Consider the following 13,576-nt stretch of genomic DNA (forward strand, 5'->3'; position numbering starts at 1 on the left):
AATCGGGAGGTGCGCCATGACTGAGGGCATCGCGACCGATCCGAGGCGACGTGAGCTCGAAGAGCTGCTGCCCTTCTACGCCAATGACCGCATTTCGGCTGCCGACAAGGCGCGCGTCGAGACGGCGCTGGCGACTGATCCTGAACTCGCCGCACGGCTCGAGATCATCCGTGAGGATATGGCGGAGACGATCCTGCTCAACGAGAGCCTGGGCGCCCCTTCGCCACGCGCGCTCGACCGTCTGATGGCCGGCATCGAAGCCGAACCGCAGCAGGCGCCGCTTCTGGCACGGGCCCGCGGCGGCTTCCTGAGCTGGCTCGGCCAATGGCTGGCGGCGCTGCCGCCGCGAAAGCTTGCCTATGCCAGCGCCGCGGCTCTGGCATTGATCGCGATTCAGGGCGTTGCGCTGACGGGCGTTGCCCTGCGCGGTGGCGGGGGTGGGTTCCGGACTGCGTCTGCGCCGGGAACATCGTCCTCGGAGCGTTATGTCCTGCTCAGCTTCGTACCGGATGCAAGGGCCGCCGACATTGCCGCTTTCTTCAAGCGCTACGAGGCGTCGGTGGTCGACGGTCCGCGCGCCAACGGCTTCTTCAAGGTGCGCGTCGGCGACGCGAAGCTGACGCCGGCGCAGGTCGACGCCATCGCGGCGCGGATGAAGGCCGAGGCTGCGATCATCAGCTTCGTAGCGCCGGCCCCGTAGCGGGCGCGACGGGGGCTTTGGGATGCTGGCCTTGGGGCCGAAATGGGGAGTGGGTGCCGTGCTCCGTCAAACCAGCGGGAGGTCGCATCAACAGTGGGCGCGATTTGCCGGTTGCGCCGCCCTTGTCTGGCTCATCGGGCTGATTTTCCCAGCTTCCGCTCAAGATTTCAGGACCGGCGGTCAGCGCTTCGGCCAGGGCCAGGGACTGAGCCAGAGGTCGGAGACAGGAAGCGATCGCGTCCCGACGACCAGGCCCTATCCCGACCAGCGTCCCGGTGGCGCGCCTGGGCGGCCGCCTCGTTATCCTGGACGATATCCGGGCGGAGGTAGCTGGGGGCCCGCGGCCGTCGGTGTCGGCGCCGGCATCATCGGCGGGTTGATCCTGGATCAAGCGAGCCGCCGGCCGGTCATCATCGAGGATTATGAGGAGGAGCCGGTGTTGCGCAGGCCGCGGCGGCCGCCGTCGGTTCGAGAGGTTGCGCCGCCCCGGACGCGGCGCGCCGCTCCTCCCGTCTCACCGCCGCCGACCCGAGCCGCCCGGCCGGCCGCGCGTCAGCCCAATGTGATCGTCCCGCCGGCCACCGAACGGCGGTTGGTCAATGAGGAGATCCTGTTCGAGCTCGCGCCGAATGCGCAAGCCGAGGCGGTGCTTCGCCGCTATCGCGCGACGCAGATTGCCAGCCGGCGGTTCGCGCTTGCCGGCATGACCATCATTCGTGCGCGTCTCGAGGGCGGCCGCAGCGCCAGGGGCGTGCTGGCCGAGATGGTGGGCGATCCGCGCGTCGCCAGTGCCCAGCCGAACTATCTTTATACCTTGCAGCAGGACGAACCGAAGGGCACCGCCCAGCCGGCGGGCGCGGATGGTGTACCGGTACCGCCAGCAGGCAGGCCTGACGATGCCGAAAAAACGATCGTCATCCCGGATCTTCCTCCGATCCCGCCACTTGTCTCGACTGTGCCCAAGCGCGAGCTGCAGCCGCAATATGTGGTCGAGAAGCTGCATCTCGACGATCTGCACAAGATCGCGCGCGGTGCGGCGATCCGCGTGGCCGTGATCGATTCCGGTGCCGATACCAGCCATCCGGAGCTGCAGGGTGTTCTTGCCGGTTCCTTCGATGCGCTCGGCGGCGAAGGCCAACCCGATGCGCATGGCACTGCGATGGCGGCGGCGATCCTGGCGCAGGCGCAATTGCAGGGGATTGCTCCGGGCGCGCGGCTTCTGGCGGCGCGCGCCTTCTCGGGAGCGGCGACGACGGGGCCCGCCAATGGCACGACCTCCCATTCCTGGCGGCGCTCGACTGGGCGGCAGGCGAGGGCGCCCGCATTCTCAACTTGAGCTTCGCCGGCCCGCAGGACCGGCTGCTGTCACGCTCGCTCGCAGGGGCCAAGACCAAGGGCATGATCGCGGTCGCGGCCGCGGGCAATGGCGGAGCCAAGGCGGCGCCGCTCTATCCGGGCGCCGATCCGAATGTCATTGCCGTCACTGCGACCGATGCAGACGACAAGCCGTTCTCCGGGGCCAACCGGGGTGATTACATTGCGGTTGCCGCACCGGGAGTCGATGTGCTCGCGGCCGAGCCGCAAGGACGCTACGCCTTCTCGTCAGGCACCTCGATCGCAGCGGCCCATGTCTCGGGACTCGTGGCACTGCTGCTCGAGAAGCGTCCGGAGCTCGGCCTCGATGAGGTGCGCAGGCTCCTGAGCGAAAGCGCCGTCGATCTCGGCGGCAGGGGCAAGGACCCTGTCTTCGGAGCGGGCCGGGTCGACGGACCGGCGGCCCTGTCGCGCGCCCTGCCAATGTCGACGGCTCGCCCCTGAAAAAAAACGGCGCTGCTTTGAACCTTCTGCGCGCTTGCCGCGACCAATGGTCATGGAGGGCGAATGGTTCGCTCCCGATCGAGCTGCAGGAGACAGACGATGACCACCTTCCGGAAGAGCATGGCCGCCACTCTCGCCGCCTTCACGCTCGGCACCGCGCTCCTCGCCAGCGTAGGTGGCGCCGAAGCCCGCCCGCGCTACCGCGGCCCGTATTGGGGTGTCGGTGCCGGCATCGTCGGAGCGCTGGCCGTCGGCGGATTGCTCGCTGCCTCAACTGGCCGTGCCTATGCCGAGCCGGTCTATGAGGAGGATGCTCCCGTCCGCCGCTGCGAGCTGGTCGAGCGCATCAACCGTTTCGGCGACGTCGTCGGCCACCGCCGGGTCTGCAGCCTCTACTGAGCCAGCGCGTGGCCTCTTGCAGTCCGGCTCTCCGCAACCTCCGGAGGGCCGGACCCGTTTGAGTGTCCGGCCGCAACTGGTCCAGCCGTGAAGTGTCCGCGCTGGGCGACGCGCAGCATCGCTTGCAGAGCATGGCAATGAAATTGTCCGGCCTCTCGGCTTGCTTTAGTGAGCGACTGACTGGTTAGCCGAAACATAAGTCATAGCTCATGAATGTGACTACGCCGGTCGGGATCGCCCGTCGCGCAACAATGCCCGTGCTGATCGCCCTCAGCGTGACGCACCTGCTCAACGACATGATTCAGTCGCTGATTCCGGCTATCTATCCGATCATCAAGACCGCCTATGCGCTCGATTTCGGACAGATCGGGCTGATCACCCTGACATTTCAGGTCTCGGCCTCGCTGCTGCAGCCGCTGGTCGGTCTCTACACCGACAAGAAGCCGATGCCGTATTCGATGGTCGTCGGCATGGGGTTTTCCCTGTTCGGCCTCGTCGGCCTGGCCTTTGCCAGCAGCTATTCGCTGCTATTGCTGGCGGCAGCCTGCGTCGGCATCGGTTCATCGATCTTTCATCCCGAGGCGACGCGCATGGCGCGCAATGCGTCCGGCGGGCAGCATGGCTTGGCACAGGGGATCTTCCAGGTCGGCGGTCAGACCGGGGGCGCCCTTGGGCCCTTGCTGGCAGCCTTCATCATCGTGCCGAACGGCCAGGGCAGCCTGGCATGGTTCTCGGCGGCGGCACTGATCGCCATGGCACTGATGGTCTGGACCGCAGGGCAGTCCGCACTCGTCGGTCCGCGGCAGGTGCGCGGCAAGGTCGCGGGTGCAGCCGACCCGGTCGCGATCCCGGCACCGCCCCTGGCGAGCGTTGCTCCGGCCATCGCAATCCTGATTATTCTGCTGTTCTCGAAGAACGCGTACAGCGCGAGCTTCAGCTCGTTCTACACCTTCTACCTGATCGGGAAGTTCGGCGTTTCCGTCCAGACCTCCCAGGTCATGCTGTTCCTGTTCCTGGGGTCCTCGGCGGCCGGTGCCCTGTTCGGCGGCATGCTCGGTGACAGGATCGGGCGCAACAAGATCATCTGGTTCTCGATCCTGGGTGCGCTGCCCTTCACGCTCGTGCTGCCCTATGCCGACCTCTTCTGGACGGGCGTCCTGACCATTATCATCAACCTGATCATGTCGAGCGCCTTCGCCGCCATCCTGATCTATGCGATGGAACTGATGCCGGGCCGCATCGGACTGGTCGGGGGCTTCTTTTACGGGCTGTCCTTCGGACTCGGTGGCATTGCGGCAGCCCTGCTCGGCGAATTTGCCGACCAGCTCGGCATCGAGACGATCTATCGAATCTGCTCGTTCCTGCCGGCGATAGGCCTGCTCGCCTGGTTCCTGCCGACCCTGAAGGAACCGCGCCATAGCTGAGCCATGGAGGGTTTGGCCTTGTCTGGCTCGTGGCCGGACAGGTCTGCGGCACGGCCCCTGACAAGCGGGCCGCTTGACCTTCTCGTCCGCTTCAGCCTCATGTCCGGCCATCATGCGCCGCCCCAAACTCCTCTTCGTCGTCACGGAAGACTGGTTCTTCGCCTCGCATTTCCTGCCGATGGCGCGCGCTGCGCGCGAGTTGGATCTGGATGTCGTCGTGATCGCGCGTGAGCGCCAGCATCGTCGCGTCATCGAGGCGACGGGCGCCCGGCTGATTGCGCTCGAAGCGGAACGGGGCAGCCTCTCGCCGCTGGCACTGGTGCGCCAGGTCCAGACACTGAAGCGTCTGATCGCAGCCGAACGGCCGGATATCCTGCACTGCATCGCGCTGAAGCCGATCGCGCTGGCAGGGCTGGCCGGCAGGCTCGCCGGGATCGACCGGCGCGTCTATGCGCTGACCGGGCTCGGCTTCCTCGGGGCCAGACAGGGGCAGCTCGCCGCCCTGGCGCGGCTGGCCGCCCGGACCTGGCTGCGTGAGGCGATCGACGGACCCGGCGTCCGCTTCCTGTTCGAGAATCCCGATGATCCGGTGACGCTGGGGTTCGATCCGCAAGACAAGGGCAAGGTCGCGATCGTCGGCGGCGCGGGGGTCGATCCGCTCGTGCTGATGCCGGAGCCGATGCCGCCGGCGCCGCCGCTCAAGGTCGCGCTGGTCGCGCGCATGCTCTGGTCGAAGGGCGTCGACCTCGCCGTCGAGGCGGTGAAGCTCGCCAGGGCGCAGGGGGTGCGCGTCGAACTCACCATCCATGGTGCGCCTGATGCGTCCAATCCGAAGGCGATCCCGGAGACGACTCTCAAGGAATGGGCTGCGCGTCCCGGCATCCATTGGGCCGGTCCGACGCGCGATATCGAGGGTGTCTGGCGGAACCACCATCTCTGCTGCCTGCCATCGCGCGGCGGCGAAGGGCTGCCGCGAACGATCCTCGAGGCGGCGGCCTGCGGCCGGGCTATCCTGACGACCGATGTGCCGGGCTGCCGCAGCTTCGTGCGCGACGGGCAGGACGGCATGGTGGTGCCGTCGGACGATGCGGCTGCGCTCGCCAAGGCGCTGATCGTGCTCGCAGCTGCGCCGGGGCTGGTTGAGCGGATGGGCGCGAGCGCGCGCAACCGTCTGCTCGATGGCCACACCGAACGCGATGTCATGGATGCGGTGAAGGCGCTCTATCGTGGCCTCTTGGCCCGGCCCCAGACGGATGTCGCAGCGTGAGCGCGCCGCTCGCCACGCTTGATCGGCGCGGCTTCATCCTCGCGCATACGCGGCTGATGCCGGTGCCTCATGCGTCCGAAATCAGCCTGCATGTCGCCGAGGAGGCGACCGAACTCTGGCAGAAGACAGAGGACGAGCTTGCGGTCATCGGGCTGCCGCCGCCGTTCTGGGCCTTCGCCTGGGCAGGCGGACAGGCGCTGGCACGGCATCTTCTCGATCATCCCGAGATCGTGCGCGGCAAGCGCGTGCTCGATTTTGCCAGCGGCTCGGGTCTCGTCGCGATCGCGGCGGCAAAAGCAGGGGCGGCCCATGTTCAGGCTTGCGACATCGATGCTTTCGCGGCCGAGGCGATCACGCTGAACGCGGAGGCGAACGGTGTCTCGGTGACTGCAGCTCTGGAAGACCTGATCGGGCGCGATGACGGCTGGGAGCTGATCTGCGCCGGCGATGTCTGCTATGAACGGGCCATGGCGGAGAGCGTGGTCGACTGGCTTTCGGGGCTGGTTGCCCGCGGCGCCGAAGTGCTGATCGGCGATCCGGGGCGCAGCTATCTGCCGCGGCAGCGCTTGCAGGAACTGGCGACCTATGAAGTCCCCGTGACGCGCTCGCTGGAAGACGCCGAGATCAAGAAGAGCACGGTCTGGCGATTGAGTATCGCCTGACCCGATGGCCCCGATCATGGGGCATATCGTATCCGATCCCATGATCTAACGTCTGCGGTTGCATGGGCTTTCACGAAAGCCGCAATCCACTTTCCGGGCCGATGCCCTAGGAGATCGCCTCCTTCAGGTCGAGCGTTCCCTGGACGCCGATGGCGTCGTAATTGCGTTTCAGCCAGCGCTTCGCGGCAGCACGGCCCATGTCGCGCAGCCGCAGCAGAAAGTCCCATTCCGCGTTCATGCGCGTGGAACTGGTCAACTCGGCCAGAGGCGGCCCGCCATCGATGCGGTGCATCAGCACGCGCTTGTACTCGTCCTTGGGCAGCTTGCCGGCATCGACCAGGCGATTGACGAAATCGATGGCGCGCAGCTCGCGCAGCAGCGAGGCGTTGAAGGTGATTTCGTTCAGCCGGTCCTGGATGGCGCGGGCATTGGTCGGCAGTTCCTTGCGCTGCAGAGGGTTGATCTGCACCAGCAGGATGTCGTCGCCGGTAGCCTCATAGAACAGGGGAAACAGGGCGGGGTTGCCCATATAGCCGCCGTCCCAATAGGCCTCGCCCTTGATCTCGACCGCCTGGAACAGCATCGGCAGGCACGCCGAGGCCATCAGGTGGTCGGCCGTCAGTTCGTCGCCATTGAAGACCTTGATCTTGCCTGTGCGGACATTGGTTGCGGCAATGAAGAGCTTGACCGCCCGGCACGCCTGAACCTTGTCGAAGTCGATCAGGTCGGCGATCACGCCGCGCAGCGGGTTGATGTTCAGCGGGTTGACGTCATAGGGGCTCGCGACCTTGGAAAAGAGCTCGAACCAGAGCAGTCCAGGCTGGGTGCCGTTCTTGCCCCAGGCGCCGAGCATGGTGTCGATCAGCGAACGCTCGGAGCCGCCATATTTGCCGTCGACGCTGATGCGCCGCCAGAAATTCTCGAGCTGGGTGCGGGCGCCGTCGATGCCGCCGTCGATCCAGCCCTCGCTAAGCACGACTGCGTTCATCGCACCGGCGCTGGTGCCAGACAGCGCCTCGATGGCGAGGCGTCCGTCCTCGAGGATCGCATCGAGCACGCCCCAGGTGAAGGCGCCATGGGCGCCACCACCCTGGAGAGCAAGGGAAACGCTCTTCTCGGCCTTGGGACCGGCGAGGCCCTCGACCAGACGCGCGCCGGTCCTGCGCCTGCCGGTCACGCTGCGGTCCAGCCGCCATCCATCGGCAAGGTGGCACCGGTGATGGATTTCGCCGCATCCGTGCAAAGGAAGATCGCGAGCGCCGCGACCTGCTCGACCGTCACGAACTCCTTGGTGGGCTGGGCCTCGAGCAGCACGTCATTGATGACCTGCTCCTTGGTCAACCCGCGCGCCTTCATCGTATCGGGGATCTGCTTCTCGACCAGCGGGGTCCAGACGTAGCCGGGTGCGATGGCGTTGACCGTGATGCCTTTGGTTGCGACTTCAAGCGCGACCGTCTTGGTGAAGCCGGCAATGCCGTGCTTGGCCGAGACATAGGCCGACTTGAAGGGCGAGGCGACAAAGGCATGGGCCGACGCAGTGTTGATGATCCGGCCCCAGCCCTTGCGCTTCATTCCGGGCAGCGCGGCGCGGGTGGTGTGGAAGGCCGAGGACAGGTTGATCGCGATGATCTGGTCCCATTTCTCGATCGGGAACTCGTCGACCGGCGCGACATGCTGGATCCCGGCATTGTTCACCAGGATGTCGATGGCGCCGAATGTCTTCTCCGCCTCCGCAACCATGGCGGCGATCTCGGCCGGCTTGGTCATGTCGGCCGGCGAGAACTGGGCCTTGATTCCGAACTCCTTCTCGAGTCCGCTGCGCAGCGCCTCGGCATCGGGGGCCGGCATGATGCCGTTGATGACAAGATGGGCGCCTTCCCTGGCGAGTGCGCGCGCATAGGCGAGACCGATGCCGGAGGTCGATCCGGTGACGAGGGCGGTACGATCTTTAAGGAACATGAGCGTCGAGGCTCCTGACACGGGCTGAGAAAATGCTTACGTTGCATATTTGAACGGGCAGTCTTTCCGTCCCCGCAAAGGCGGTCGCGGCACGTTGCCCGATGTAGTATTGCAACGCAACATGATGAAAATGCAGCCACACGCCCACGCGCATGACGGCCATGACCATGCGGCCTGTCGCCATGCCCAGGATCACCAGCGTCATGCCGCGGAAGCGCTGGCGCGCGCCGAGAAGCTCTGCCGGGAGCGCGGCCTGAGACTGACGCCGATCCGTCGCAAGGCCCTGGAGGCCCTGCATGCCGACCATCGCCCGGTCGGCGCCTATGATCTGGCCGATCGCATTTCGCCGCCCGGTGGCCGGCGTCTCGCGCCGATCTCGGTCTATCGCGCCCTGGATTTCCTGGTCGAGCAGGGGTTCGTGCACCGCCTGAGCTCGCGCAATGCCTATGTCGCCTGCCTGCACGGTCACGGCGCCAGCGACGTTGTCGCCTTCCTGATCTGCGAGACCTGTGGCGGCGTCGACGAGGATTCCTCGCCGGCCATGCGTCAGGCGGTGGCGGCGATCGTACATGGGCGACAATTCGTGCCCTCGCATCAGGTCGTCGAGATCGTCGGTCGCTGCGACCATTGCCGGAGCGCACATCCCCATGAATGAAACGGTTCTTACGGCCGCGCTTGCCGATGTCGCCGGGCCGCGGCCGCGCCGCTACACAGTCCCGGTTAAGGTCGGAACCGTCGAGGTTGGGGGCGGCGCGCCGATCGTCGTGCAGTCGATGACGAATACCGATACTGCCGATATCGCGGCCACCGTCGGGCAGGTCGCCGCGCTTGCGCGTGCGGGGTCCGAGCTCGTTCGCATCACCGTCGATCGTGACGAGGCTGCGGCTGCCGTGCCGCATATCCGCGAGCGCCTCGATATCCTCGGCATCGACGTGCCGCTGGTCGGCGATTTCCACTATATCGGTCACAAGCTGCTGACGGATCACCCGGCCTGCGCGGAGGCACTGGCAAAATACCGGATCAATCCCGGCAATGTCGGCTTCAAGGACAAGAAGGACAGGCAATTCGGCCAGATCGTCGAGCTCGCGATCAAGCATGGCAAGGCAGTCCGTATCGGCGCCAACTGGGGCTCGCTCGATCAGGAGCTGCTGACCGCGCTGATGGACGAGAATGCCTCCTCCCCGCAGCCGCTCGATGCGCGGGCAGTGATGCGCGAGGCCATGGTGCAGTCGGCCCTGCTCTCGGCTCAACGGGCCGAAGAGATCGGTCTGGCCAAGGACCGCATCATCCTTTCGGCCAAGGTCTCGGGCGTGCAGGATCTGATCGCGGTCTACCGGACGCTTGCGGAGCGCGGCGACTATGCCATTCATCTCGGCCTGACCGAAGCGGGCATGGGGTCGAAGGGGCTGGTCGCGTCCTCGGCTGCGCTCGGTATCCTGCTGCAGGAAGGCATCGGCGACACGATCCGCTTCTCGCTCACCCCGGAGCCCGGCGGCGACCGGACGCTGGAGGTCAAGGCGTCGCAGGAATTGCTGCAGACCATGGGGTTCCGCGCCTTCGTGCCGCTGGTCGCGGCCTGTCCCGGCTGCGGCCGCACGACATCGACGGTGTTCCAGGAACTGGCGCGGGATATCCAGAACTGGATTTCGTCCTCGATGCCGGACTGGAAGACCCGCTATCCCGGCGTCGAGATGCTGAACGTCGCGGTGATGGGTTGCATCGTGAATGGGCCGGGCGAATCCAAGCATGCCGATATCGGCATCTCGCTGCCGGGAACGGGCGAGGTCCCGACCGCTCCGGTCTTCGTCGACGGCAAGAAGGTCGCGACATTGCGCGGCGCCGGAATCGCATCCGAATTCAAGGACATGGTCAACGCCTATATCGAGCGACGCTACGGGATGCGCGCCGATGCGGCGGAATGAGCCGGCTCTCCTTGTGCGCGGTTCGGCCGCGCGCCTTTGCGCGGTGGCGGCGTTATGTTAGAGGCCCCGGCCTTTCGCTGCATTGCAGCACCCGCGGAGAACCCTGATGGGGCATGAGCAGCCGACTCCGCCGACCGGACAGGTTGGCGAGACACGTTTCGGCCTTGAAGACGGGCACGGCTCTTCTGCGACAGGCGGGCATTCGACGGCAAGCTACACGGCTCTCGCACTTGGGGCGCTTGGCGTCGTCTATGGCGATATCGGTACGAGCCCGCTTTACGCCCTGCGCGAGACCATCGTTACGGCCGCGGCGGTGCATAGCGGCGGTGGGAGTGAAGTGGCGGCGGTGCCGCGCGACATCGTCATTGGCGTGCTTTCGCTGATCCTGTGGTCGCTCGTCATTGTCGTCACGCTGAAATATGTCGTGCTGCTGATGCGAGCCGACAATAATGGCGAAGGCGGCATCCTGACATTGGTGGCGCTGGCGCAGCGCGCGCTTGGCCGCATGCGGGGAGGAGTGGTGCTCTTCCTCGGCATGGCCGGCGCTGCTCTGTTCTATGGCGATGCGGTGATTACACCCGCGATCTCGGTGCTCTCCGCGGTCGAAGGCATCAAGCTCGTGACGCCGGCTCTCGACGACTACGTCGTCACGATCGCGTCCGTGATCCTCGTCGGCCTGTTCATGGTGCAAAGCCATGGCACCGCCAAGGTGGCGACCTTCTTCGGGCCGATCATGCTGATCTGGTTCGCGACCCTGGCGGGGCTCGGCATTCTCCACATCGCGGACGATGTCGGCGTGCTTGCAGCGATCAATCCCTATTATGGCCTGCGCTTCTTCGTCGATCATCCGAACGTGTCGCTGGCCGTGCTCGGCTCGGTCTGCCTGGCCGTGACGGGCGCAGAAGCGCTCTATGCCGACATGGGCCATTTCGGCCGTGGACCGATCCGTAGCGCCTGGATCTACCTCGTCTTCCCGGCTCTCGTGCTGAACTATCTCGGCCAGGGCGCGCTGGTTCTGTCCGACCCGACCGCGATCGACAACCCGTTCTACAAGCTGGCGCCGGAAGGCTTCATCCTGCCGCTCGTGATCATGGCGACGGTTGCGACGATCATTGCCAGCCAGGCCGTGATTACCGGGGCCTTCTCGCTGACCCGACAGGCAATCCAGCTCGGCCTGATGCCGCGCCTGGAAATCCGCCATACCTCCGAGCACACCTCCGGGCAGATCTATATTCCGCGAATCAACATGCTGCTGCTGCTCGTTGTGCTGCTGCTGGTCTGGAGCTTCAAGACGTCGTCGAGCCTCTCGCATGCCTATGGTATCGCGGTTTTCGGCACGATGGTCGTCAGTTCGCTGCTGGCCTTCATCGTCATCGAGAAGAGCTGGGGCTGGAGCCGCCCGGCCGCCGCGGCGTTGATCCTGCCGTTCCTCGTGATCGACGTCGCATTCTTTACCGCGAACCTGCTGAAGCTCTTCAGTGGCGGCTATATGCCGGTGCTGCTGGCCATCGCCCTGGTTGTCCTGATGGCGACCTGGGTGCGCGGCACCCGGATCCTGTTCGACAAGACCCGCAAGACCGATGTCCCGCTGCTCGAGCTGGTCGCGATGCTCTCCAAGAGCCCGCCTGTCCGGGTCAAGGGCATGGCGGTGTTCCTGACCAGCGACCCGCAGACGGCCCCGGCTTCGCTGCTGCACAACCTGAAGCACAACAAGGTGCTGCATGATCGCAACGTCATCCTGACCGTGCGCTCGGCCGATACGCCACGCGTCGCCGACGAAGAGCGCGTTCGCCTCTCGCGCATCACCGACGATTTCTGGCGTGTCGAACTGGTCTATGGCTACATGGAGAGCCCGAACGTGCCCAAAGGGCTCGCCATGCTGCGCAAGCAGGGCTTCAAGTTCGACATCATGTCGACCTCGTTCTTCCTGTCGCGGCGCTCGATCAAGGCCTCACCGCAATCGGGCATGCCGATCTGGCAGGACAAGCTCTATATCACCCTGACCAAGAGCGCGACGGACGCGACCAGCTTCTTCCAGATCCCGACGGGACGCGTGGTCGAGGTCGGGACGCAAGTGACGGTGTAGCGCAGGATGATGAGGACGGCGGCGAGCCGACCCCGTCCCTGATTGCAGCCTGTCGATGTTCGGGCCTGGATCGCGGGTCTTTCCTGGGTCGCCGGTGAAGGCGGCCAAGGCGCGGTGTCATTCCAGGATGCGCGTCTCGTAGGCATAGAGCCGGCGAAAGCCGAGGCTCGCATAGAGGCTGATCGCGACCGCATTCGTCTGGTCGACCTGGAGATAGGCACGGTCGCAATCGAGCAGCTGCGCCCAGGACATGAGCCCGGAAACCATGCGCCGGCCAAGTCCCTGTCCGCGGTGACCGGGATCGACGCCGATCGAGCCGATCTCGGCCATGCCGCGCTCGGCGACGCACATGCCAAAGGCTACCGGCTCGCCGCCATGGAACAGCGTGGCGAAAGCCGCAGGCAGGCGCACCTTCTCGACGATCGCCGCCAGCTTGGTCTCGCTGCGTCTCGAGCCGGTCTGGTGCGACGTCACTCCCGCAATCCAGTCCCGGCTCGGACGGGCCTCGATCTGAAGCGCGGGTTCGACCTCCGGCGGCTTGCCGTCGAGATCGGCGATCAGCCCAAAGGATGCATCCTTCAGCCGGTAGCCGCGGGCGAGGATGCGCTCGCGCGTTGCTGCCGAGATCAGCGGGGTCAGCCTGACACAGGGCGGGAGGCCGTCGGCCTTGTAGAATTCCTCGATCAGTTCGAGGGTCGCATCGTCGAGTTCGGCCTCCGGCTTCAAGGGCGAGGCGGAATTCGCCCGGCCGGAATAGCCGTTGGCGAAGCGCACGACCCAGTCGCCGATCAGCAGCGTCGAGGGAGCCGGCCAGGCGTTGACGATGCGCCTTTCGCATTCGGCGATGCATGCCGGATCGTACGGAACATCAGAGATCATCAGGCGCCTCGTGCCGCGCGGGGTTGAGGCCGCCAGCCCGGTGGCGCCATCTCGAAGCCGGAGAAGTCGAAACCGGGCGCGACCGTGCAGCCGACCAGCGTCCAGGCACCGAGCGACGTCGCACTTTGCCACCAGCGGGTCGGCACCACGAATTGCGGGCGCTGTCCGGCGAGGAGATCGCCGCCGAGATGATGCGCCGAGGCGTCATGGCCGTTTGGGGACACGCTGATCACCAACGGCGCACCGGCATAGTGATGCCAGATCTCGGCTGCATCGACGCGGTGCCATTCCGATGTCTCGCCGGTGTCGAGCAGATAATAGATCGCCGTCGAAAAGCCGCGCCCCTCCGGTCCTGCCCCGTCGCGAAAGGTCTCGCGATAATGCCCGCCTTCCGGATGCGGCTTGAGCTCGAGCAGGCGAATGATCTCTGCCGCGCTCAACCCGTCGAGCCGGTTCATCG

At 65.9% G+C, this 13,576-nt stretch carries 13 protein-coding genes and 1 pseudogene; 10 read left to right on the plus strand and 4 right to left on the minus strand.

The window, feature by feature from the left end; genetic code table 11:
• The first annotated feature begins 16 nt into the window (after positions 1–16).
• The 7 genes and pseudogenes from AC1DW9_RS08350 to AC1DW9_RS08380 all read left to right on the plus strand — a co-directional run bounded on the left by AC1DW9_RS08350 (position 17) and on the right by AC1DW9_RS08380 (position 6,270).
• The gene (locus tag AC1DW9_RS08350) at positions 17–700 is read left to right on the plus strand and encodes an anti-sigma factor family protein (protein WP_441487845.1); all 684 of its coding nucleotides are present in this window, start codon (positions 17–19) and stop codon (positions 698–700) included.
• A 763-nt stretch (positions 701–1,463) separates the two neighbouring features.
• Positions 1,464–1,838: pseudogene (locus AC1DW9_RS08355) on the plus strand (hypothetical protein); the annotation flags it as partial.
• A 50-nt stretch (positions 1,839–1,888) separates the two neighbouring features.
• A complete protein-coding gene (locus tag AC1DW9_RS08360; protein ID WP_476775378.1) occupies positions 1,889–2,518 on the plus strand; it encodes a S8 family serine peptidase in 630 nt (209 codons plus the stop codon).
• A 99-nt stretch (positions 2,519–2,617) separates the two neighbouring features.
• On the plus strand, positions 2,618–2,917 hold the full coding sequence (locus AC1DW9_RS08365) for a hypothetical protein (RefSeq protein WP_441504292.1): 300 nt from the start codon (positions 2,618–2,620) through the stop codon (positions 2,915–2,917).
• 209 nt (positions 2,918–3,126) lie between these two features.
• Positions 3,127–4,341: an MFS transporter gene (locus tag AC1DW9_RS08370; RefSeq protein ID WP_476775334.1), complete on the plus strand. Its 1,215-nt coding sequence runs from the start codon at positions 3,127–3,129 to the stop codon at positions 4,339–4,341.
• Between the two features lie 112 nt (positions 4,342–4,453).
• Positions 4,454–5,608 (plus strand): glycosyltransferase, encoded by a 1,155-nt coding sequence (locus AC1DW9_RS08375; RefSeq protein WP_476775335.1) that lies wholly within the window; start codon positions 4,454–4,456, stop codon positions 5,606–5,608.
• Positions 5,609–5,664: 56 nt separating this feature from the next.
• On the plus strand, positions 5,665–6,270 hold the full coding sequence (locus AC1DW9_RS08380; RefSeq protein ID WP_441488328.1) for a class I SAM-dependent methyltransferase: 606 nt from the start codon (positions 5,665–5,667) through the stop codon (positions 6,268–6,270).
• 106 nt (positions 6,271–6,376) lie between these two features.
• Here the strand turns inward: AC1DW9_RS08380 and AC1DW9_RS08385 are convergent, their stop codons facing one another.
• Together AC1DW9_RS08385 and AC1DW9_RS08390 are read right to left on the minus strand one after the other, a co-directional pair.
• Entirely contained in the window at positions 6,377–7,447 is a 1,071-nt protein-coding gene (locus tag AC1DW9_RS08385; protein WP_441487850.1) for a patatin-like phospholipase family protein, read from the minus strand.
• On the minus strand, positions 7,444–8,229 hold the full coding sequence (locus AC1DW9_RS08390) for a 3-hydroxybutyrate dehydrogenase (RefSeq protein WP_441487851.1): 786 nt from the start codon (positions 8,227–8,229) through the stop codon (positions 7,444–7,446). The genes AC1DW9_RS08385 and AC1DW9_RS08390 overlap by 4 nt, the downstream gene beginning before the upstream one ends.
• Before the next feature lie 130 nt (positions 8,230–8,359).
• On the opposite strand from AC1DW9_RS08390, the gene AC1DW9_RS08395 reads away from it, so the two are divergent.
• The 3 genes from AC1DW9_RS08395 (at position 8,360) to AC1DW9_RS08405 (ending at position 12,237) form a co-directional block, all read left to right on the plus strand.
• Entirely contained in the window at positions 8,360–8,884 is a 525-nt protein-coding gene (locus tag AC1DW9_RS08395) for a transcriptional repressor (RefSeq protein ID WP_441487852.1), read from the plus strand.
• On the plus strand, positions 8,877–10,151 hold the full coding sequence (gene ispG, locus AC1DW9_RS08400) for a flavodoxin-dependent (E)-4-hydroxy-3-methylbut-2-enyl-diphosphate synthase (protein WP_441487853.1): 1,275 nt from the start codon (positions 8,877–8,879) through the stop codon (positions 10,149–10,151). The genes AC1DW9_RS08395 and ispG overlap by 8 nt, the downstream gene beginning before the upstream one ends.
• A gap of 106 nt (positions 10,152–10,257) precedes the next feature.
• Positions 10,258–12,237 carry a potassium transporter Kup gene (locus AC1DW9_RS08405; protein WP_476775336.1) on the plus strand — a complete coding sequence of 660 codons (1,980 nt, stop codon included), beginning with the start codon at positions 10,258–10,260 and terminating at the stop codon, positions 12,235–12,237.
• A gap of 117 nt (positions 12,238–12,354) precedes the next feature.
• On the opposite strand, the gene AC1DW9_RS08410 is transcribed toward AC1DW9_RS08405, so the two are convergent.
• A complete protein-coding gene (locus AC1DW9_RS08410; RefSeq protein ID WP_476775337.1) occupies positions 12,355–13,116 on the minus strand; it encodes a GNAT family N-acetyltransferase in 762 nt (253 codons plus the stop codon).
• Positions 13,116–13,574, minus strand: coding sequence for a cupin domain-containing protein (locus AC1DW9_RS08415; protein WP_441488329.1), 459 nt, complete (start codon positions 13,572–13,574; stop codon positions 13,116–13,118). The genes AC1DW9_RS08410 and AC1DW9_RS08415 overlap by 1 nt, the downstream gene beginning before the upstream one ends.
• Positions 13,575–13,576: the final 2 nt, after the last annotated feature.

Source organism: Allobosea sp. P4_E12 (genome assembly GCF_056401655.1).

Coding starts and splice junctions, on each gene's coding strand:
- AC1DW9_RS08350 (WP_441487845.1), top strand. CDS start 17: ATGACTGAGGGCATCGCGACCGATCCGAGGCGACGTGAGCTCGAAGAG.
- AC1DW9_RS08395 (WP_441487852.1), top strand. CDS start 8,360: ATGCAGCCACACGCCCACGCGCATGACGGCCATGACCATGCGGCCTGT.
- AC1DW9_RS08410 (WP_476775337.1), bottom strand. CDS start 13,116: ATGATCTCTGATGTTCCGTACGATCCGGCATGCATCGCCGAATGCGAA.
- AC1DW9_RS08365 (WP_441504292.1), top strand. CDS start 2,618: ATGACCACCTTCCGGAAGAGCATGGCCGCCACTCTCGCCGCCTTCACG.
- ispG (WP_441487853.1), top strand. CDS start 8,877: ATGAATGAAACGGTTCTTACGGCCGCGCTTGCCGATGTCGCCGGGCCG.
- AC1DW9_RS08405 (WP_476775336.1), top strand. CDS start 10,258: ATGGGGCATGAGCAGCCGACTCCGCCGACCGGACAGGTTGGCGAGACA.
- AC1DW9_RS08380 (WP_441488328.1), top strand. CDS start 5,665: ATGCCGGTGCCTCATGCGTCCGAAATCAGCCTGCATGTCGCCGAGGAG.
- AC1DW9_RS08370 (WP_476775334.1), top strand. CDS start 3,127: ATGAATGTGACTACGCCGGTCGGGATCGCCCGTCGCGCAACAATGCCC.
- AC1DW9_RS08390 (WP_441487851.1), bottom strand. CDS start 8,229: ATGTTCCTTAAAGATCGTACCGCCCTCGTCACCGGATCGACCTCCGGC.
- AC1DW9_RS08415 (WP_441488329.1), bottom strand. CDS start 13,574: ATGAACCGGCTCGACGGGTTGAGCGCGGCAGAGATCATTCGCCTGCTC.
- AC1DW9_RS08375 (WP_476775335.1), top strand. CDS start 4,454: ATGCGCCGCCCCAAACTCCTCTTCGTCGTCACGGAAGACTGGTTCTTC.